16 protein-coding genes are annotated in these 19,406 nt (G+C 64.0%); 7 read left to right on the top strand and 9 right to left on the bottom strand.

Annotated features, from left to right (window positions below; translation table 11 throughout):
• Positions 1-11: 11 nt before the first annotated feature.
• From ACZ9GM_RS12950 to ACZ9GM_RS12930, 5 genes are all read right to left on the bottom strand, one after another.
• Positions 12-1,628: an ATP-binding cassette domain-containing protein gene (locus tag ACZ9GM_RS12950; RefSeq protein WP_476038068.1), complete on the bottom strand. Its 1,617-nt coding sequence runs from the start codon at positions 1,626-1,628 to the stop codon at positions 12-14.
• Complete coding sequence (locus ACZ9GM_RS12945; RefSeq protein ID WP_476038067.1) at positions 1,625-2,524, bottom strand: ABC transporter permease; 900 nt, start codon at positions 2,522-2,524, stop codon at positions 1,625-1,627. Before ACZ9GM_RS12945 ends, ACZ9GM_RS12950 begins: the two co-directional genes overlap by 4 nt.
• On the bottom strand, positions 2,521-3,510 hold the full coding sequence (locus ACZ9GM_RS12940; protein WP_476038363.1) for an ABC transporter permease: 990 nt from the start codon (positions 3,508-3,510) through the stop codon (positions 2,521-2,523). Before ACZ9GM_RS12940 ends, ACZ9GM_RS12945 begins: the two co-directional genes overlap by 4 nt.
• Before the next feature lie 47 nt (positions 3,511-3,557).
• Entirely contained in the window at positions 3,558-5,120 is a 1,563-nt protein-coding gene (locus ACZ9GM_RS12935; protein WP_476038066.1) for an ABC transporter substrate-binding protein, read from the bottom strand.
• A 214-nt stretch (positions 5,121-5,334) separates the two neighbouring features.
• Positions 5,335-8,877, bottom strand: coding sequence for a DEAD/DEAH box helicase family protein (locus tag ACZ9GM_RS12930; RefSeq protein WP_476038065.1), 3,543 nt, complete (start codon positions 8,875-8,877; stop codon positions 5,335-5,337).
• A 288-nt stretch (positions 8,878-9,165) separates the two neighbouring features.
• On the opposite strand from ACZ9GM_RS12930, the gene ACZ9GM_RS12925 reads away from it, so the two are divergent.
• Complete coding sequence (locus ACZ9GM_RS12925; RefSeq protein ID WP_476038064.1) at positions 9,166-9,492, top strand: hypothetical protein; 327 nt, start codon at positions 9,166-9,168, stop codon at positions 9,490-9,492.
• 339 nt (positions 9,493-9,831) lie between these two features.
• Here the strand turns inward: ACZ9GM_RS12925 and ACZ9GM_RS12920 are convergent, their stop codons facing one another.
• Genes ACZ9GM_RS12920 through ACZ9GM_RS12910 form a run of 3 tightly spaced genes read right to left on the bottom strand, consistent with a single transcriptional unit; the run spans position 9,832 to position 13,439 of the window.
• Positions 9,832-10,755, bottom strand: a complete 924-nt coding sequence (locus tag ACZ9GM_RS12920; protein ID WP_476038063.1) for a restriction endonuclease — start codon at positions 10,753-10,755, stop codon at positions 9,832-9,834.
• A gap of 3 nt (positions 10,756-10,758) precedes the next feature.
• Positions 10,759-11,964: a restriction endonuclease subunit S gene (locus tag ACZ9GM_RS12915; protein ID WP_476038062.1), complete on the bottom strand. Its 1,206-nt coding sequence runs from the start codon at positions 11,962-11,964 to the stop codon at positions 10,759-10,761.
• Positions 11,961-13,439 carry a type I restriction-modification system subunit M gene (locus tag ACZ9GM_RS12910; RefSeq protein ID WP_476038061.1) on the bottom strand — a complete coding sequence of 493 codons (1,479 nt, stop codon included), beginning with the start codon at positions 13,437-13,439 and terminating at the stop codon, positions 11,961-11,963. The genes ACZ9GM_RS12915 and ACZ9GM_RS12910 overlap by 4 nt, the downstream gene beginning before the upstream one ends.
• 263 nt (positions 13,440-13,702) lie before the next feature.
• Between ACZ9GM_RS12910 and ACZ9GM_RS12905 the strand changes: the two genes are divergently transcribed.
• Complete coding sequence (locus ACZ9GM_RS12905) at positions 13,703-14,350, top strand: hypothetical protein (RefSeq protein WP_476038060.1); 648 nt, start codon at positions 13,703-13,705, stop codon at positions 14,348-14,350.
• A gap of 57 nt (positions 14,351-14,407) precedes the next feature.
• On the opposite strand, the gene gad is transcribed toward ACZ9GM_RS12905, so the two are convergent.
• Positions 14,408-15,841 (bottom strand): glutamate decarboxylase, encoded by a 1,434-nt coding sequence (gene gad, locus ACZ9GM_RS12900; protein ID WP_476038059.1) that lies wholly within the window; start codon positions 15,839-15,841, stop codon positions 14,408-14,410.
• Between the two features lie 162 nt (positions 15,842-16,003).
• Between gad and ACZ9GM_RS12895 the strand changes: the two genes are divergently transcribed.
• The 5 genes from ACZ9GM_RS12895 (at position 16,004) to ACZ9GM_RS12875 (ending at position 19,389) form a co-directional block, all read left to right on the top strand.
• Positions 16,004-16,525, top strand: coding sequence for a glutathione peroxidase (locus ACZ9GM_RS12895; protein ID WP_476038058.1), 522 nt, complete (start codon positions 16,004-16,006; stop codon positions 16,523-16,525).
• A gap of 153 nt (positions 16,526-16,678) precedes the next feature.
• Entirely contained in the window at positions 16,679-16,801 is a 123-nt protein-coding gene (locus tag ACZ9GM_RS12890; RefSeq protein WP_291474184.1) for a hypothetical protein, read from the top strand.
• A 32-nt stretch (positions 16,802-16,833) separates the two neighbouring features.
• A complete protein-coding gene (locus ACZ9GM_RS12885; RefSeq protein ID WP_476038057.1) occupies positions 16,834-17,727 on the top strand; it encodes a hypothetical protein in 894 nt (297 codons plus the stop codon).
• Between the two features lie 184 nt (positions 17,728-17,911).
• The gene (locus tag ACZ9GM_RS12880; RefSeq protein ID WP_476038056.1) at positions 17,912-18,532 is read left to right on the top strand and encodes a TetR/AcrR family transcriptional regulator; all 621 of its coding nucleotides are present in this window, start codon (positions 17,912-17,914) and stop codon (positions 18,530-18,532) included.
• Positions 18,529-19,389, top strand: a complete 861-nt coding sequence (locus ACZ9GM_RS12875) for an alpha/beta hydrolase family protein (RefSeq protein WP_476038055.1) — start codon at positions 18,529-18,531, stop codon at positions 19,387-19,389. Before ACZ9GM_RS12880 ends, ACZ9GM_RS12875 begins: the two co-directional genes overlap by 4 nt.
• The last annotated feature ends 17 nt before the right edge of the window (positions 19,390-19,406 follow it).

Here is a 19,406-nt window from a genome sequence, read left to right as displayed (position 1 = left end):
GATCAGTTCTCCTAAGTTGATAGGTCCGCGGCAGTCAGTGCCCGGACGGCGGCGGAGCGGGACGGGGACCGCAGGTCGGCGACGGCGAACTCATCGACGAGCCGACCCCCGTCCATCACCCCGACCCGGTCGGCGACCCACTCGACGAGCCCGAGACTGTGCGCGATGAAAACGCAGGTCAGATCCCGTTCTTTCCGGAGTTTCAACAGCGTCGAGATGATCTTCCGTTGGGTCAGGACGTCGAGCGCCGAGGTCGGTTCGTCGAGGATGAGCAGTTCGGGACCGGGAGCAAGGGCACGGGCGAAGCAGACCCGCTGGGCCTCCCCACCGGACAGCCCGAGCGGGTAGCGGGAGGCGAAAGAGCCGTCGAGCCCGACGTGTTCGAGCTCTGCTTCGACCGTTTCCCGGTCGGCGGGCAGTCCGTATCGTCGCAGAGGTCGACTGATCTGCGCGCCGACCGTCTTGACGGGGTTGAGTGAACTCGACGGGTCCTGGAAGACGTACTGCACCGCAGCTCTGCCTGGCCCCTCGACTTTTCCTGCAGTGCGCGGGACGAGGTCGCCGAGGAGCCTGGCCAGAGTCGATTTCCCGGACCCCGACCGACCGAGAACGGCGTAGATCTCACCGCGTCGGATATCGAGGTTGACGTCGTCGACCACACGGCGTCGCTGACGTCGATACCCGCTGGCCCAGCCACCGACGGTGTACTCCTTGGTGAGGTTCCGGACGCTGAGCAGGGTCTCCCGACCACCGGCGGCATCACCCTGCTCACCGGGACCACCTGAGACGCGCACCGGGGCTGTCCCACGTCCGGGGACAGCGGCAAGCAGATCCCGGGTGTAGGAGTCCTCCGGGGCGGTGGCGACCGTCGCGGTCGGCCCGGATTCGACGACCCTGCCGCCATGCAATACCGTGACGTCGTCGGTCAGATACCGAATGACGTCGAAGTCATGGGTGATCAGCAGTAGTGCGACTCCGGTCTCGTCGACGATGGATCTCAGCAGGTCAAGTACCTGTTTCTGGACCACGGTGTCCAGGGCCGTCGTGGGTTCATCAGCGATGATGACCCGTGGCCCGGAGGAGCACACCAGGGCGACGACGGCCCGTTGCCGCATGCCGCCGCTCAGTTCATGGGGGTAGGACCGCAGGACCACGTCCGGGTCCTCGAAGCCGACCCTGGAGAGCCAGTCCCGCGACGTCCCGGCCTGGTCACTGTCCCGTCGGGAGTCGATCCTCGAGAAGTGGCGTCCGATAGTGAGGGTGGGGTCCAGCGTGGTGAGGGGGTTCTGGAAGATCATCCCGATCCCTGTCCCCCGCACACCCGCGAGTTCGCGTTCGGGCGCCCGGGCGATGTCTACGCTGGGCCCGGTCAGCCCGGGGTCGTATCCGATGCTCCCGCCCCTGACCGCGGCGGTGGCCGGAAGAAGCCCGAGCACCGCCGAAGCGAGCAGGCTCTTCCCAGATCCTGATTGCCCGACGAGGCCGTGGATCCGGCCCGGTCGTAGTTGGAGTGACACCTGCGAGAGGGTGGGGTCCTGTTGTCCACGGAAGCTGACGGTGAGATCACTGATGTCGAGAATGACCTGTCCGGTCGGTTCGCGGGTCTTGTCGGTAACTGGGGCGGTCATCGTGCATCTCCTCGGGTACGGGTATGGAATCTGTCGTTGAGGGCGTCTCCCAGCCAGGTGAAGGCGAGGGAGGTGACAAGTACGGCAAGACCGGGTACGACCGCGACGTGCATGTTCCCGGAGATGACCACCTTGGCCCCCGAGGCGATCATCTGGCCCCAGTCGGCCTCCGGTGGTTGGACGCCGATGCCGACGGCACTGAGGCTGGCGGAGAACACGATCATCGTTCCCACGAGGCCGGTGGCGTAGACCACGACAGGCGCGGAGATGTTGGGGAATACTTCACGAAAGATGATGTCGGCGCGCCGGGCCCCCAGCGACCGGGCGGCCTCGACGTACTCGAGCTCGCGTTGTGTCTTCGCCTCGGAGAAGACGATGCGGGTGACATACGGGGTCACCGCGATAATGACGGCGATGACCACTACCGATTTACCGGTGCCTAGCAGTGCCGCCAGGGCAATGGCGACGAGAATGACCGGAAAGGCGAACGCGACGTCGGTGGCCCTCATGATCACCGCCGAGATCCGTGGCCCGGTGAATGCTGCAAGCAGTCCCACCACAGTTCCGACCACCGTCGCCCCGGCGACCGACGCCACCGACAGAAGCAGCGAGGTGCGTGCCCCGTAGATGACCCGGGACAGCAGGTCGCGGCCCAGTTCGTCGGTTCCGAGTAGGTGTCCTTCTGCGCCAACCGGCAGGTACTTCTTGGAGGGGTCTCCGTCCAGCGGACCGTAGGGAGCCACCCACTGTGCCAGTACAGCGGCGGCCACGATGACGGTGATCAGTGTCAGGGACACGGTGAGCTGGAGACCCGCGCGCGGACTGCGACGCGGTGCAGGGGACGTGTCTGGCCGACCGGCCACGACGTTTCCGCGCAATGCGGTGGGAGCAGTCATGAGGCCCTCCTGAGCCGGGGATTGAGTGCATCAACGATCAGGTCGGTGAAAAGGTTGATGACCAGGTAGCAGGCGGCAACGAGCACGATGCCGGTCTGTATCACCGGATAGTCCTGACTGTTGACGGCATTGACGAGCTGGGTACCGATACCCGGCCAGTTGAAAACGATCTCTACGAAGAAGACCCCGGTGATCAACGTGCCGACCTCAAGACCACTGATCGTGACGATGCTCGGCAAGACATTCCTGAGGACGTTGCTCCGCAACAGCCGGGCTCTACTGAATCCCTGCGACCGGAACAGCCGGTAGTAGCCGGAAGATGATTCGCGCACCACTCCTATCCGCACGAAACGGGAGAGCACCAGTAGAGAGATCAGTGCGGCCGAGAACGAGGGGAGCACAAGGTGTACCAGCAGGTCCGGCAATCCTCCCGACCCTCGCGACGCCATCCCGCCGACCGGGAGCCACTGGAGCCTCAGCGCGAAGATGCTGACAAGCACAAGTCCGAACCAGTAAACCGAGAGGTTGCTGCCGATCTGGACGATGAACATCACCCCACGGTCAATCCATGTCCCGTGGTAGTACCCGGCGACAAGACCGATGACGGTACCGAGGACCAGGAAGACGATGCCGGACGCCACCGTAAGGACGAGGGTGTTGAGGAACGCAGGCCCGAGTACGTCAAAGACCGCCCGCCCGGTGATCAGCGAGGTGCCGCCACCGGCGGTGAACAGGGCTCCCACCCAGTTGACGTAGCGGGTCACCAGGGGATCATTGAGGCCGTACGCGTCCCGTAGTACGTCGAGTTGCGCCTGGTCGAGGGTGTTTCCGTACTGGGCCTCGATCGGGTCCCCGGGGCCGAGCACACCGAGCAGGAAGGCGAGGACGGACACGACAAACAGAACGAGGACAAGGATCACGAGCCGGATGGCGAGCCGCCTGAGGAAAGGGAAGTATCCGCGGACACCCCGCCTTCTTCCGGACAACCCTGTCCGGCGAATCGTGTCAGTCCGCTCCGTGACAGATACTGCGGTCATGAGTTGTCTCCTCGTGTCACCGGGGCCAGGTCGTACCAGTTGGTCGAGGCAAAGGTGAAGCCCGAGACGTCTTTCCCCAGCGCGTAGTAGCGGTTGAGGTTGACGGCGGGCAGCGCCAGAGTGTGACTGCGCACAGTCCGTTCAGCGTCCTGCCACAGTCCGATTCGAGCCGCGGCGTCATTGGTGTGCAGTGCCCTGTCGATAGAGGACGTGACGTCCGGAAAGCCGTCGAGGTCGAGGCCGCGGTTGGTCAGTCCGTTCACCACGTTGTAGAGCCATTCGGCGTCTGTCTCCCCGAACTCATCGATGTACAGACCGTCGTCGGGGGCCGGGTTGTACTGGCGGTCTGAGTAGCTGGCGCGGTCGAGGCTGACGACGTCGGCGTCGATGCCGATATCCCGGAGTTCCGCCTGGAGCCACTGGCCGAGTGCCTCGTTAGCCACGTCGATGACCAGATTGATGTGCAGGCTTCCCGCAGGATGGCCGGCCTCGGAAAGCAGGCGGCGGGCGGTATCCGGGTCATAGGGTCGACCTTCCTCAGCCTCGGAGTGCGCTTCGTTGCCAGGGGGGAAGAAGGTTCCCTGTGGGGTCGCGTAACCGTTGAACACTTCGTCAGCGAGGGCACGCCGGTCGATACCGAGATCAACGGCCTCGCGGACACGCGGGTCGAGGAAGGCAGGATTGCGCGCGTTGAAGGAGAAGTAGATCAACTCCGCCGCCGTACCTTGCGGTACCTGGAATCCCTTGGCCTCCAGCATCTTGACGTCGTCGGGTTGGACGTAGCTGATCTGGTCGACCTCGTCGTTGAGCAGTGAGGCTACACGGGTCTGATTGTTCGGGATGACGCGGAAGGTGAGGTGGGTACTTTTCGGCTCGGTACCCCAGTAATTCTCGTTTCGGCTGAGATCAATTCTGTCGCCGATGGTCCGGGAGGTGAAGGTGTACGGGCCGGTTCCCTCCGGGTGGTCGGCGAAGCCGTCGTTCCCGTACTTCTCCCAGACCGCAGGATTTCCGATCGGCAGGGTGTACATGGACTGCGCGAGAATCCTGGGGAACCCGAGGAAAGGTTGGTTGAAGGTGAAGGAGAAGGTGTGATCATCGACGATCCGGTACGACGCGAGGTCGCCGAACCACAGCTGTGCGGTCCCCGCCGACTTCTCGTCGTAGTACTCGTAGTCGGGGTCAGTGACCCGACGAAGATTCTTCTCGACAGAAGCCGCGGTAAAGGGGGTCCCGTCATGGAAGGTGACACCCTTCCGCAGACCGAAGGTCCACGTCCGTCCATCATCACTGGAATGCCAGTCGGTGGCCAGCACAGGTTCGAGATCGGGGACACCGGAGGTGGTGGTGAGGTCCTCGCCAACCAACGGTTCGAAAATGTTCCTGGAGACCCGGTACGTTTCCCAGAAGACCTGACGGTGCGGATCCAGTGCCTTGGGTTCGAGGTAGAGCGCTGAGACGAAGGAATCATCCGGCGACGCCGAGGCTGATCCGCCAACACTACAGGCGGACATCGACGTCGCAGTTGCGGCGACGACAACCACCGACAGCACGGACACCAGGAAACGACGGACTACGTGTCGCCTGCTGTTGCTGGGACTACTGCCGGATCGGTACCGGCAGGGGGCCGTGGCATTGGGCATGTGGATCGGTCTCTCGTTGTCTTCTTCGTGGACAACGGGAACCCTAGCTATAGACCGCTTAGTCTAGAATCCTTCATTCCCTCCTGAACGAATCAAATACTCACCCTGCTGTAGAGCCACGGAACGTCGGCTACGCCCCCACCGGCACCGCAGCGGCCTTGAAGTCCGCGAGAATCGTCCTGATCACCGTCAGCTCTCCGAACTCGAAGCCGGTCTCGGGGTCCATCGGGTCGGCGATGATGTCGCTGTACGGATCCTCGAAGAGCCGGGCGACCTCGACCACACCGTTGACCGTGAGCTCGTCGATGATCGTCTCGATGAACCGGATCTGGTCGACATTCCGGGTAGAAGCGTCGAGGAAGTCCGCGAACCGTTCGTTGACGGTGGCCCGGTCCAGGCCGACGATCGAGCGGATGAACAACCCGAGTCCGCCCGCACCCTCGGCGGCCTCGTCAATCACCCGGTCAACCTGGTCCTCGGCGGCACCGTCCCCGGCCGCGTCCTCCAGCATGTCCTCCAGGGCGTCGAGATCGGCGGCGGTGAGCTGGTTACCGCGCTGCAGCCGCTGCAGTACGATGTTGTCCGCGTGCTCCTCCAGGTACGCCCGCGCACGGTCTCGGAGCTTGTCCACGTTGAGGGTACTGGTTCCGCCGAGGCCGACCGGACCGCCCGGTCCGACGGCAACCTCCTCCGTCGCCCGGATCTCATCCTCGAAATCGACGTACACCGGGTTGCGCACGGACTTCTGGATATGCCGCAGCAGACCGCGGAGCTTCAACCGGACCTCCTCCAGCATCACCGAGGTGACATCCACCCACCATTCCTCGGAGGCGACCGCCTCCAGGACCGTGGCCTGTTCCTTGACGGTGGGGATCGTCATCAGGGTCAGCAGCTCTTCGGCCACTGCCCGGGTCTTCTCACCGATCCGTTCCAGTGCAGGAACGTCACCGGTTTCCCGGGCGAGTTGCGCGGTCAGCATGACCAGGTCGAAACGCTTGGCATCGGTGTCCTTGTCCACGGCGATACCGCCGGTACTGGGCAGACCGGCGAGACCGAGAACCGTCTCAGCATCCTCCGGGGTCAGCGACGCACCATCCCAGAAAGATCGGTCTCCGTAGCGTTCAATCTCCCGGCGATGCGGACGCACGATGACGTTGTCCGGATTCATCCCTCCGATGAAGCGGAACAGTTCGCCGGCAGCATCCCGCCTCAAGGCCCGGTCGTCCTCGGTGAACTCTCCCGATGAGGACGTCGCCTTCTCGTCAAGCGCCTGCAGCAGTCCGAGCCGGCGTTCGGTGATCCGCTGGGTGAGGGACCGCGCCGTGCTGTCCTTCGCCTTCGGAATCTGCTGGCTGAAGTACTCGAGGTTGCCGCAGAAGTCGAAGACGAGGAAGTCCTCCTTGTCTCGGCCCGGACCGTAGAGGTCCGGACACAGTCGGGTGCCTCGTCCGATCATCTGCCAGAACTTCGTCTCGGAGTGGACCTCCTTGAAGAAGACGAGGTTCGCGACCTCCGGCACATCGATGCCGGTGTCGAGCATGTCCACGCTGACGGCAATCTGCGGTGCAGTGCGCTGCGCGTCCGAGAATCTGTCGATCCGGTCCTGGGCGTAGTCCACGGCGTGCGTGATGACCTGGGCGAAGTCCGGCCCCAGTTCCGGCCAGCCGATGCGGAAGCGGTCGGCGATGAACTCGGCGTGCCGCTGACTCTTGGCGAAGATGATCGTCTTGGCCAGGACTTCGCCGTCCTCGATCCGGTGGCCCTCCTCCATGAGTCGGCGCAGGACCTTGTCCACCGTGTCCTTGTTGAAGAGGTACTTGTTCAGTTCGCGCCCGGTGACAGAGTCCGGGGTCTCATCGCCCCAGTCACTGAGCTCCCATTGCACCTGCTCTTCCGGGGAGAGGTCATCGAACTTGATGCCCTCGCGCAGGTAGAGGGTCTCCACCCGGCGTCCCTGCGGCGGAACAAGATAGCCACCTTCCACCGCTTCGTCGAGGGTGAAGGCGTCCGTCGGTTCGCCGTCGGGCAAGTCGAAGAGACTGTAGGTGTTGTGGTCGACCTGGTCCTTCGGGGTGGCGGTGAGGCCGAGGAGGAGGGAGTCGAAGTACTCGAATATGAAGCCGTACTTCGCGTACACGGAGCGGTGCGCCTCGTCGATGACGACGAGGTCGAAGAACCCGGGGCCGAAGGCCTGCGCCTGGAGGAGGTTCATCATCGTCGGGTAGGTCGACAGGTAGACCCGCCCACTCGGGTCGACCTTCCCCTTCCTGCCGTTACCGTCGCCGAGCAGGTTGACGGTGGTGGCGTCCGGCAGGTGGTAGGCGAAGGCCTTCGCTGCCTGGGTAACCAGCGCGGTGCGGTCAGCGAGGAAGAGGACGCGACGCACCCAGTTAGCCTTCATCATCTGCTTGACCAGTGCGATGGTGGTGCGTGTCTTGCCGGACCCGGTGGCCATGACCAGCAGGGCGGCTCGCCGGTGCCGGTCGAAGGCCTGGTCGACGGCGCGGATCGCACGGGTCTGGTAGGGACGCCCGGCGATGTCGCCGTCGACCTCCCCCTGTTCGAGAGGACGCCGCGCGGCGATACCGGTGCCGCGGCGCTTGATGGCGAGCTCAACCTCGTCGGGGGTGTAGAAACCGTGGACCCGGCGGGCGGGGTAACCGGCGGCGTCGTCCTTGATCCAGGTCTCGATGCCGTTGGTGCAGAAGATGAGGGGACGCCGCCCGGTCTCTGCTTCGAGGCAGTCGGCGTAGAGGGTGGCCTGGTGTTCACCGTCCTGCGGGCTGCGGGTGGTGCGCTTGGCCTCGACAACGCCGACCGGGGTTCCGTCGGCGCCGAGGAGGGCGTAGTCCGCGTAGCCGGTGCCGCGGGTGCGGCCGACCTCGACGGGCATGCCGTGGACCTCGAATTCCTCGGCGAGGTTGTTGTTGGCCCGGGACCAACCGGCTTCTGCGAGGAGGTGGTCGATCAGCCGGGTCCGGGTCTCGGCCTCGGCGTAGTCGTGGGTGTCCTCGACTGTGGTGCGGGACCGGGCTTCAGCGATCTGTGCGCGCAGCTCGGCGATCTCGGCATCCCGGAGTTCGGCGGCGGCTGCGGCGTCTGCGGCGGCGGCACGGGCGTCGGCGAGTTCGGCCTCGGTCTTCTCCAGCTTCTCCTCCGCCTCGGCGAGCAGCTGGGCGCGCTTGGCGTTGAGGTCGTCCCGGTGCTTGAGTTCGGCGGCGATCTTCCGACGGTCCGGCGGGGCGACGCGCTGGGCGAGCTTCGGGTCGAAACGAGCGTTGACCGGGACGTTCTCCGGGTGGGTGGTGTAGCGCTGGGCGGCCCAGATGACGACGTGGAAGAGTTCGGTGACCACGCCTTCCGCCTGCTCGCGGCTGATGCGCTTACTGCCGTGGGTGGCGGAGTTGCCGACGGTACGGATGAGGTGGATCTTGTCGCCGATCATGCGACCGACTTCGCGGCGGAACTCCGGGGTGGTGGTGCGCCCGAGGAAGCTCGTGTCCGGGGACGGCGGGAGGCCGGCGGCATCGTAGATGCGGTCGGTGAGGCGTTCGCCGGCGAGACGGGAGAGCCAGCAGGCGACCTGGGGGTCCACGGTGTACATCGCCTCGGCGCGCATGGCGGCATCCCAGACTTCGGGCCACTCGTCACGGATGAAGGCGAAGTTGCTCACGGTGGTCTCCTGAGGGGTGTGGTGCGTAGTGAGGGCTGAGGATTTGCTTGTTGCAGCTTAACAGTGGGGGTGGATGCGTTGGCCACCGTCGACTATGGGACGCCCACGAGCTCGAACGGCATCAATCTTCATTCGCCGATGCCAGCACCTTCACTGACCAGAATCCATCAGAACGGCCTCGCGATAACCTGACCCGCGCCTCCCACCACGAGGCTTCAGAGCCGCGCACATCCACGCCGCTCACCAGCAAGTTCAGGGCTGCGCACCAACGGAATCACGGCTTCTACCATGACCCCACTCCATGCAACTGATGCCTCTGGAGTTCCCAATGGCCTGAAGATTCAGGCCTCCATCACCGACGAAAGGACTCACAGAGTCATCATGTCCAACCACACCAGCACCGCCGAATACTCGCACTTCCCGCGGTCCCTCCTTTGGCGCACATGTCACGTGCTCGCGGTCATCTGTCTCTACACTCTCTTCTTCAAGGAAGACACCCGACCGTTCAACACCTACACGGTGCTGTTCATCTTCACGACCATCTTCTTCACCGTCACCAGCCTGGTCAGACTGATTCACGTGTTCCGGCAGCGCCGTGCTGCCCCGCGTGAGTAGGACTACATCTCTCCCCTGCCCAGTGGCTCACCTGGCTCCGTTGGGATCAGCTCCTCCATACTCAGATTCGCCCGGCCGAGACTGATGAAGCACGTCCGCAACGGGCGGATTCCGACGCACATGGTCGGCAGCCCCCACCAGCGGTTCTTCCGTGACGTCCTGGCGTTACAGGAGGTACCCAAGGAGGAGAAACAGCAGGCAGTCTTCGCTCTCATGAATGCAGCTAGACACCGCGTACACCGGAACAAAACTGTTCCAGGAATCGGAGATGTACCGTTCGCCGACTATGACTTCTTCAGCGGAACTCGACCTTCCGGTGGCCTGGTCTGACTGGGGTGACTACTCGAAGAAGTCCTCGTCGATCTTGACGATCTCGACGGTGCGTTCGACCTGGACACCGACGCCGTAGCGGATCATCAGGCGGGCGAGGCGTTCGCCGTCGATGAGGACGACGCGGGACTGGATCGCGTCGGCGTACTGCACTGCTCCCCTGCTGAATTTTCCGGTGGTGAGGAAGACGCCTTGGTTGGCCTGGGCGCCCTGCAGGGCGCCGACGAAGGCCTGGATGTCGGGCCGGCCGACGGTGCTGTCCACGGCGTAGCGCTTGGCCTGGACGTAGATCCGGCTGAGTCCGAGGGCGTCCTGGTCGATGACGCCGTCGATACCGCCGTCGTTGGAAAGCTGAGTGCGGGTAGCTTTGCCTTCGGCTCCGCCGTAGCCCATGGCGATGAGGAGTTCGAGGACGGCTTCCTCGAAGAAAGCGGGGTCGTTGTCGTGGAGGCGAGTGAGCAGTTCGTCGGCGATGGATGCGTTGAGCCGTTGGACGCCGTCCTCGATCTGTTCGACAGGGTCGAGGGGTTCAGGGTCGTCCTCCTGGGCAGGAGAAGGGTCTTCTGAGATCTGGCTTTTCATACCGCGCTGATCACTGTTGAACAGTGCGATTCCTCGGTCGCCGACGAACTTCTTGAAGTCGACCTCGTTGAACCCATCGGGAAATTCGTCGAGCAACTCCCTACCCAGGTCAGTGAGCGCGTAGTACCCACGGGAGGGACGCGTGACAGCGCCGACCTTGAACAGGTAGGACACTGCCCAACCGGTACGGTTCCGGAACCGCAACTGCCCGGAGGGGAGCATCTCTTCGCGTTCAATTGAGGTCAGTTGCACCAGGTCAGCCGCACGGTCCTGGAGATCACGCAGCTTGAGCACGTCGCCGTTCTCCAGCAACCTGAGCATCGGATGCATGAAGAGGTCCCATGTGATCATTGTCTACAGCTCCCCTCGGAAGGCACGGGACTGGAGGGAAGAAGCGAGCCTAACGAGATGTTGCGAAAATAAACAATAGTTTTTCCGACGCTCCTCAACTTGTTTGAGTAGATCAGAGAACTCCTGGAGCTGCCCGTCGTCGGGAACAAGTACCGGTATTGACTTAAGCTCTTTCGCACTAATGTTCGCCTGATTCACAGCAGCCTTGGCTAACTTCCTCCTCGTGGCTTTACCGTGAGAACTCCTTAAATAAGCACTAACGAAATCAGCTACCCTGACATCCTCAAATCTGACTCGCACAAGGTATCCGGCGTAAGCCAATGGCGAATCAGTTTTAACTACAGCAGCTTTACCAACCTTTTCCACGCTATTGGTCCTATTGAACAGCATGTCTCCAGGCCGGACAGTGTACTTGCCAATCTCGCCTTCTGGAATATTCAGATATTTCATGTCAGCCATGTCAATAAGACCAGAGTCGGTAATATTTCCCATTCTGAGAATAGGGAGGTCTCCCTCAATTCCGGACTTCGACGAACTCCCGTAGGTGACAGATTGAGCAAGCTCGCCGATTGTCTTTAATTCCCTGCCCTTTTCCCAGAAAGAAGGATTGCCGAAGACATTCAGGAAGGACGAAGTCACCAAACTGCCCAGCACACCTTCACGTTGATTGTGCTTCTCATTAATGCGGCTGACACTGTCGAGAATCTCAGCGACCCTCCTCTGCTCCGCCAGCGGAGGGAGCGGGATGTCAAGCCGTTCTATCGCCTTGGGCGATATACGAGGAAGGCTCGCACCAGTGGCAACCTTGTTCGCTTCTTCGACCATCGCATCAGTGCGCAACCAGTGTCCGAGAAAGCGCCGGTCGAGATCTTCACGAGGCAAAATAGGGATTATGTCCGTACTACAAAGTCCACCATTTTCAGGAAGAGAAATCTTCCCAAGATAGGGCCGCAGTTTACCCATCAGGACATGCTCCTCCGAGAACGCAAACTTGTTGCTCGCAACCTTCTCGGCTCCAGTAGTTGTCCATCGCTCAATCGCGCCGCCGGCAGCAATGCAGTCCAGGCCAAGATATGGTTCATCACCGGACATATCCTCGGGCTTCACGCCAGTCCGGACAATCTCTGCAACCTCCCCCAGCGTCACCCACCGCCAACCCTCCGGCAGCGGGTACGGACCATCCCCGGTAGCAGCCTTGCGCGCGCTCACTTCAGCATCTCCTTCAGCTCCGCCGTGCCCTTGGCGATCTGCTCGTTGAGCACCTCGATCTCCGCGAGGATCTCCAACGGATCCCGGTGCTCGACCTCCTCGAACTCGATCTCCTTATACCGGTTGATCGACAGGTCGTAACCCTGCTCCCGGATCTCGTCGACCGGCACCGTGAAAGACTGCTCCGTGCGCGCACGCTCCCGCTCCGAAGCGTCCTTCTCGCTCCACCGGGCGACCACGTCCGGCAGATCATTCGCGTCCACCGGACTGCGCTTGTCGTCCAGCGAGAGACCGTCCGCCTTCACGTCATAAAACCAGACCTCGTCCGTTCCGCCGACACCCGTCTTCGTGAAGCAGAGAATCGCCGTCGAGACTCCCGCGTACGGTCTGAACACGCCCGAGGGGAGCTTGATCACCGCATCCAGCTTGTGATCGTCGACCAGCACTTTCCGGAGCGTTTTGTGAGCCTTTGAGGAATTGGAGATCACGCCTTCCGGCACAATCACCGCCGCGCGCCCACCCGGGCGCAACAGACGCAGGAACAGGGCCAGGAACAGCAGCTCCGTCTTCTTCGTCTTCGCCACCGCCAGCAGGTCCTTGGACGTCGTCTCGTAGTCCAGGGAGCCGGCGAAGGGCGGATTGGCGAGGACCAGCGTGTAGTTGCCTTCGTCATCGCCGGCGCCCTGAGACAGCGAGTCGCGGTAGCGGATATTCGGGTCCTCGATGCCGTGCATCAGCATGTTCATGCTCCCGATGCGCAGCATCGTGGAATCGAAGTCGTAGCCGTGGAACATCTCGTGGTGGAAGTGCTCCCGTAGACCCGCGTTGAGCAGATCCTCCTTGTGGTGCTCTCGGATGTACTCCGAGGCACCGATGAGGAAGCCGGCGGTACCACACGCCGGATCCACGATCCGGTCCTTGCCGTGCGGGTCCATGATCTGCACCATCATGTCGATGATGTGGCGCGGGGTGCGGAACTGACCGTTCACTCCCGCACTCGACAGCTTCGACAGCAGGTACTCGTAGAGGTCGCCGTTGGTGTCTCGCTTTTCAAGGTCGATTGCATCAACCAGACCGACGACCTTGGTCAGCAGGTTTGGGGTGGGGATCGTGAACCGTGCGTCATTCATGTGGGTGGCGTAGGTGGACTCCGCACCATCCACCCCACGGGCGCTGCCGAGGTTCTGTAGGAAGGGGAAAACCTCCTTCGAGACCACCTCGTACATCGTTTCCGGGTCGAGGTCCTTGAACTTGTGCCAGCGGAGATCCTGCTGCTTATCGGTGAAGCGAGGATTCTTCACCGGCGCTCCGATGAATGCCGCCTTCTTCTCCTTCGCCAGCTCAAGATCATCCAGGCGCCGGATGAACAGCAGGTAAGTGATCTGCTCGACCACCTCGGACGGGTTGGAGATGCCGCCGGTCCAGAAGGCGTTCCAGACGGCGTCGATATCAGACTTCAGTTCACCAGTGATCACGGAGGTCATCGTATCGGGAGGGGCCGACAGCGTGGGGCACCGCGGTGCTCCGATTCCAGGACGGTAGGAAAAGGTGCACCACGAACCCGGAGCTACGCGGAGTTTTCTACCGGGGCCTCTAACTCGAACATATCGTTCGAACTCCATCGGGTGTTGTCCCGTCCAGTTCGTAGTCTTCTCGCTTGTCTGCCCCTGAGATGGGCGACCGGACAAACAGCTCTTGGCGAGAGCCAACGAGCACTGACATGAGGAGACCACACACGATGAGCACGCCTGACCAGGTACCTGACCAGCAGGATCCGGAGGCTCGACCGGATCCACAGCAACCACTGCCGCGCGAGGGGTGGGGGATGCCGGGGCATGAAGGACTGCCGAATCCGCTCCCCGAAGAAGCAGCAGCCACACCGTGGTTCCGGAGTCCCGCCGTTGTCATCGGCGGGGTCGCAGTGGCAGTGGTCGTCATCGTAGGGTTGGTGATTGCACTGGTGGTGGCGGTGAATGACCGGACCGATGAGGCGTCCTCGGCGACGACAGCACCAGCGGCCACCACAACCGCCGCCCCGTCGGTGGTGGATTCCATCAACTACACCGAGGAGACGGATGCGATGTTCCTCGGTTCCGTGGACCCGGTGCTCCGTCTGTATGCCAGCGATGACGACCTCTTCGGCGTCGCGGCCGGTGTCTGCATGTCCTCGAAACTTGCCGCCAAGGAGAAAGGGAAGCTCGCCGTCATCACCGCCGCGAAGCAGATCGCCAAGTGGAAAGGGACGGATATTCCGACCATGGAGGGGTCAGTGGTTTCCATGCCGCAGTCACTCGCTGACGATGCCGCCGAACTGGTAGTCGACATCGAGGCTGCCTACTGTCCCGGTGCGGTGAACGACGGCTCCAGTGAACTTCTGATGAGGTAGCGAGCCAAGCTCCTCGAGGAGGGTGCCGGGGGTCATCACGATCGCTGGTCTTCACCCTCAGTGATGGAACCCCGTGCCCTGCCCACCGTCGGCAGAAGCCGGCAGCGGCGCGTCCAGCCCGTCGAGGTAGCGCACGCAGGTGCGCAGGTCCCGGACGAACAGCGTCGCCAGGTCGTGGCTCATCCCGTTGCGCACCACGATGCGCTGCACCGTCACATCACTGAGATCATCCGGCATGGGGTACGCCGGCACCTGCCAGCCGTGCATCCGCAGGCGGTCAGAGAGGTCGTAGAGCGTCCACTTCCGCTCCTGGCGCGCGCCGCCCACCGCGTCCGCCCGGCCCGCCGCTCGGCCCGCCGTCCGGCCGGCATCCTCCCCCGCCAGCCGCCACGCGAAGACGGGGATGTCGAGGCCCTCACTCCACAGCTCGAAGTCCGGCATCTTCCCGATCTCGCCCGCGAGGTACCGGGCCACGTCCATCGTCGTGCCCTGTACCCGCCGGTAGCCGTCCATCCCCAGCTGCAGGAACAGGTAGTACTGCAGCAGCACCTGCGCGCCCGGCCGGGAGAAGTTCAGGGCCAGCGTCGGCATGTCCCCACCGAGGTAGCTGACGCGGAAGACCAGGTCCTCCGGCAGATCCTCCTGCGTGCGCCACACGATCCAACCCAGCCCCGGGTAGACCAGCCCGTACTTGTGCCCGGAGGTGTTGATCGAGGCCACCCGCGGCAGCCGGAAGTCCCACTCCAGGTCGGGCTGCAGGAACGGGGCGATCATCCCACCGGACGCCGCGTCCACGTGGATCCGGATGTCCAGGCCACGTCGGTCCTCGATCTCGTCGAGGGCGGCGGCGATCGCTGCCACCGGCTCGTACATGCCGGTGTAGGTCACGCCCATGATCGCGACCACGCCGATGGTGTTCTCGTCGACGTAGCTGTCCAGGTCATGACCGTCGAGGACGCGGTGCTCCTCGGTCACGGGGACGTAGCGGGGCTCTACGTCGAAGTAGTTGCAGAACTTCTCCCAGCACACCTGCACCGCCGAGGAGAGCACGATGTTCGGCGTCTCGGTGGACTCCCCCGCCGCCCGACGCCTGTGCTGCCACCGCCGCTTCAGCGCCAGGCCACCGAACATGCACGCCTCCGAGGACCCGACGGTGGAGGTGCCCATGGTGTGGTCCGGATCGGGCGCGTTCCACAGCCGGGCGATCATCCGCCAGCAGCGGTCCTCGATCTCCGCGGTGGCGGGGTACTCGTCCTTGTCGATCATGTTCTTGTCGAAGGCCTCGCTGTACAGCCGGTTCGCGTGGTCGTCCATCCACGTGCCGACGAAGGTGGCGAGGTTCATCCGGGCGTTGCCGTCGAGCATCGCCTCGTCATGGATGAGCTGGTAGGCGGTCTCCGGCAGGCTGCCGGCCTCCGGGATGCGGTGACGCGGGAAACTGGTCGCCTCGTCGGTGCGGGCGAACAGCGGGTTGAGTTCGAGATCGCTCATCGGTGGTCTCCGTTCGCGTACGGTCCCGTCAGGCCCTGCAGATCAGGACGCCGTGGTGGTCGGGACGCGGTGGTGGTCAGACGTCGTGCCGCCGAGCGTACGCGCGGCAGGTGACGGCGATACCCCCTGAACTCTCTACCCACCGGGACTACCCTCGCGACCATGACCACCAACAACCCCACCAACACAGACACCACCGACATCAAGTCCATCCCCGCCACGACTCTCGACGGCGACCCGCTCGACCTCCATGATTTCGACGGCCCGCTGCTCATCGTCAACGTCGCGTCCAAGTGCGGGCTCACCCCGCAGTACACCGCCCTCGAGCAGCTCCAGAAGACCTACAGCACCACCGACGGCACCGGCCTCACCGTCCTCGGCGTCCCCTGCAACCAGTTCGCCGGCCAGGAACCCGGCAGCGCCGAGGAGATCCAGACGTTCTGCTCCACCACCTACGGCGTCACCTTCCCCCTGCTCGCCAAGACCGACGTCAACGGCGACGACCGCGACCCGCTCTACCAGGCCCTCACCACCACGCAGGACGCCGAGGGCGAGGCCGGCGACATCCAGTGGAACTTCGAGAAGTTCCTCATCTCCGCCGACGGCCGCGTCCTCAACCGCTTCCGCCCGCAGACCACCCCGGATGACCCGGCGGTCATCGACGCCATCGAAGCGGCACTGTAGGGAGTCTCCGCCGGAAGCACCCTGCCGCACGTCCTTCTCACGGATGAAAAGTTGTTCAAACGTCTCCGGAATCCCGTTTGACCAGCTCTTTCACGTGTAGTGTCGAATCAAGTAACGATTTGCTAACGGACCACCCCGCGAGGAGAAGAGCCTGTGCCGCTCCCTGAACTGACCCTCGAACAACGGCAGGACGCCCTCAAGCTCGCCGCCAACCGCACGCTGCGCGGCCTCGGCAAGGTCCAGCTGCAGGCCGTGAAAGACGCGATCAGCCGGTAACCACCCCCGCCCACCACTAAAATCATATTCTGATGGCACCAGTTACTTACGGCGTCTCAGTGACTGCGCGCAAGAAGCAAGGTGGCTGGGATCTCGCGCTCAACAACGGGGACGTTCTCTTCGTCCCTGTCCTCGACGACGCCGCAACCAGGGTCCGCACCCATCTCAACCTGCACCAACCCGCGATCGACCACCACAGGGTCACGGTCACTCTGACCATCGAGCCGGACCCGGCACCCGCGCCCGAGACAGTCTCCGGGCCCGCCGTCGCCCCCTCCTGGAGCAGCGAGGCATTCCACACTCCCCGACCGGAAGCCGAGCCGGCACCGGTGCCGGAACCCGGGCCCGCATGGAGCTCGACCCCGGAACCGGTGTGGACGCCACGGGCAGAATCGCCCCCGGACCCCACCCCCGTAGCGGCCACTCCAGAACCCACGCCCGAACCAGTCGCAGATATCAACGGCATGTCCCTCACCCTCCGCTTCCTCGCCGCCCGCGACACCTCGACCGACTTCGCCGGCGCGGCATCCCAGGTCGTCCCCTGGGTGGACGCACTGCCCGAGTCCGATCGTCGCCAGTGCCTCTCCGACCTGTGGGTCGCACTCAAGGTGGCCAACGAGGACTTCCGCTACGGCCCCCTGGAGGAGGCCGTCGCCCGTTGGCGTCCCGGTACATCACCGGCACCACAGCCCGCGCGACCGACCCCGGAGCCGACCCCGGAGCCGACCCCGACCTACACCTACACCGCCCCGGACCCCGAGCCGATCGACCTGCTCCCCCGGGTCAGCCCGCCGCCGGAGGCGCCGCCGATGACCTCCCCGAGCTACCTCAGCGGTTTCCCTGAGCACTCCTACGCTCTACCGGAGCGTCCCACATGGACTGCGCGCCCGGGGCGTCGTCAAGAGAGCGGACGCCACCGCCTGTGACCTTGGGGCGTGACCACACCCTGTGGTCTTCCCCACAGTTGATGATTCATATTGTCAGAAATGCAGACTATTGAGGATGGTCGGCTCTTCGTCTCCGTCGGGACAGGAAGACCTGTCTGGCGGGACCCGACCCCGGTCACCAGATTCTCCTGCGCCATCGCGCGGACCACGCTATATTTCTTGTATGCCATACAAGAACGGTGAGGCCCGCACCGCACTGCTGACCGCTGCCGTCACACTCTTCCGCGACCGGGGCTACGACAACGTCTCCGTCGCGGAGATCGCCCGGGCCGCCGGTGCCTACCCGAACCAGGTGACCTACCACTTCGGCGGCAAGGAACCCCTGTTCATCCACGCGGCCTCCCACGCAGTCCTGCGCACCGCCCGTCTCGCCGAGCAACGCACCCGCTGCTCCGCCACCCCGGAGGCCCACGCCCGCGACCTGGTCACCTACCTGCTAGGCCCGGGCGCGCAGACGTTGACCATGTACGCCGAGGCCATGCTCGCCGCCCGGCGCGTCCCCGAACTGCAGCAGGTCATCGTCACCACCCACGCCGCCCTCCATGAGGCAGGCGAACGCGCGATGGTGGACACCTTCACCCGCACCGGCTGGACGGTCCGGGCCTCGCCAGGTGAGATCACCCGCGGCTTCTGGGCCGCCGTCCTCGGCCTCGCCCTGGAGAAGGCAGCCCTCGGGGCGTCCTTCAACGAGGCCGACGCGGACGCCGTCACCCTCATGCTCGTCCGGCTGAACACCGGCGACCTCACCCCTACCGACACCCCTACCGACCAGGAGCACCCATGACCAGTAAAGACACCGTCACCCTCACCGCCGGCAACGGCGAGCCGATCGCCGTCACACGATTCGCCCCGGACGGGGAGCCCCGGGGAGCCGCCCTCATCTCCCCGGCGATGGCGACGAAGGCGAGCTACTACACGGCCTTCGCCACCTGGCTCGCTGACCGGGGCATCGTGACGTACACCTTCGACTACCAGGGCTACGGCGCCTCGGCCCGCACCCCGCTCAAGGACGTCGACGCCGACATCCTCACCTGGGCCGCGGACGCCGCCACCGTCGTCGACCATGTCCACGAGGATCTGGCGGAGAACTTCGGTGGCGTCCCGCTGACCTGGATCGGTCACAGCCTCGGCTGCCAGCTCCTGCCCTTCACCGACCACTCGAAGATCACCCGCGCCGTCATCAGCTGTGGCGGAACCGGCTGGTGGAGGAATGCGGACTACCCGGACAAGGCCATCGCCCCGCTGCTGTGGTGGGCGGTCGCTCCGGCGCTGGTCAAGGTGCTCGGATACTACCCCGGCAAGAAGATCAGGCTGCTCGGCGACATCCCCGGCCCCGTGATGACGCAGTGGGCGAGCTGGTGCCGGAACCCGGACTACCTGTTCGGAGTCCTCCCGGAGCACCGCGCGACCTACGCCGCGGTGACCATGCCCGTCACCGCCCTGACCTTCACCGATGACGCCACGATGTCGGCAAAGGCGAGTGCCCACCTGGAGAGTTTCTACACCGGGGCCGAGCTCACCCCGAAGCGCTTCGCACCGTCGGAGGTCGGCCGGGAGAAGATCGGACACATGGGCCTCTACCGTCGCGGCAACGAGGACCTGTGGGAGAAGCTGCTGCTCCCCGAGGTCGCAACGGTGTAGCTTCTCCGCACGATGTC

Source organism: Corynebacterium sp. UD i78, assembly GCF_056280545.1.
Note: the sequence above shows the minus strand (reverse complement) of the source record. Positions and strands in the feature narration are given on the sequence as shown.

Coding starts and splice junctions, on each gene's coding strand:
- ACZ9GM_RS12950 (WP_476038068.1), bottom strand. CDS start 1,628: ATGACCGCCCCAGTTACCGACAAGACCCGCGAACCGACCGGACAGGTC.
- ACZ9GM_RS12945 (WP_476038067.1), bottom strand. CDS start 2,524: ATGACTGCTCCCACCGCATTGCGCGGAAACGTCGTGGCCGGTCGGCCA.
- ACZ9GM_RS12925 (WP_476038064.1), top strand. CDS start 9,166: ATGACCCCACTCCATGCAACTGATGCCTCTGGAGTTCCCAATGGCCTG.
- ACZ9GM_RS12920 (WP_476038063.1), bottom strand. CDS start 10,755: ATGATCACATGGGACCTCTTCATGCATCCGATGCTCAGGTTGCTGGAG.
- ACZ9GM_RS12905 (WP_476038060.1), top strand. CDS start 13,703: ATGAGCACGCCTGACCAGGTACCTGACCAGCAGGATCCGGAGGCTCGA.
- gad (WP_476038059.1), bottom strand. CDS start 15,841: ATGAGCGATCTCGAACTCAACCCGCTGTTCGCCCGCACCGACGAGGCG.
- ACZ9GM_RS12895 (WP_476038058.1), top strand. CDS start 16,004: ATGACCACCAACAACCCCACCAACACAGACACCACCGACATCAAGTCC.
- ACZ9GM_RS12885 (WP_476038057.1), top strand. CDS start 16,834: ATGGCACCAGTTACTTACGGCGTCTCAGTGACTGCGCGCAAGAAGCAA.
- ACZ9GM_RS12880 (WP_476038056.1), top strand. CDS start 17,912: ATGCCATACAAGAACGGTGAGGCCCGCACCGCACTGCTGACCGCTGCC.
- ACZ9GM_RS12875 (WP_476038055.1), top strand. CDS start 18,529: ATGACCAGTAAAGACACCGTCACCCTCACCGCCGGCAACGGCGAGCCG.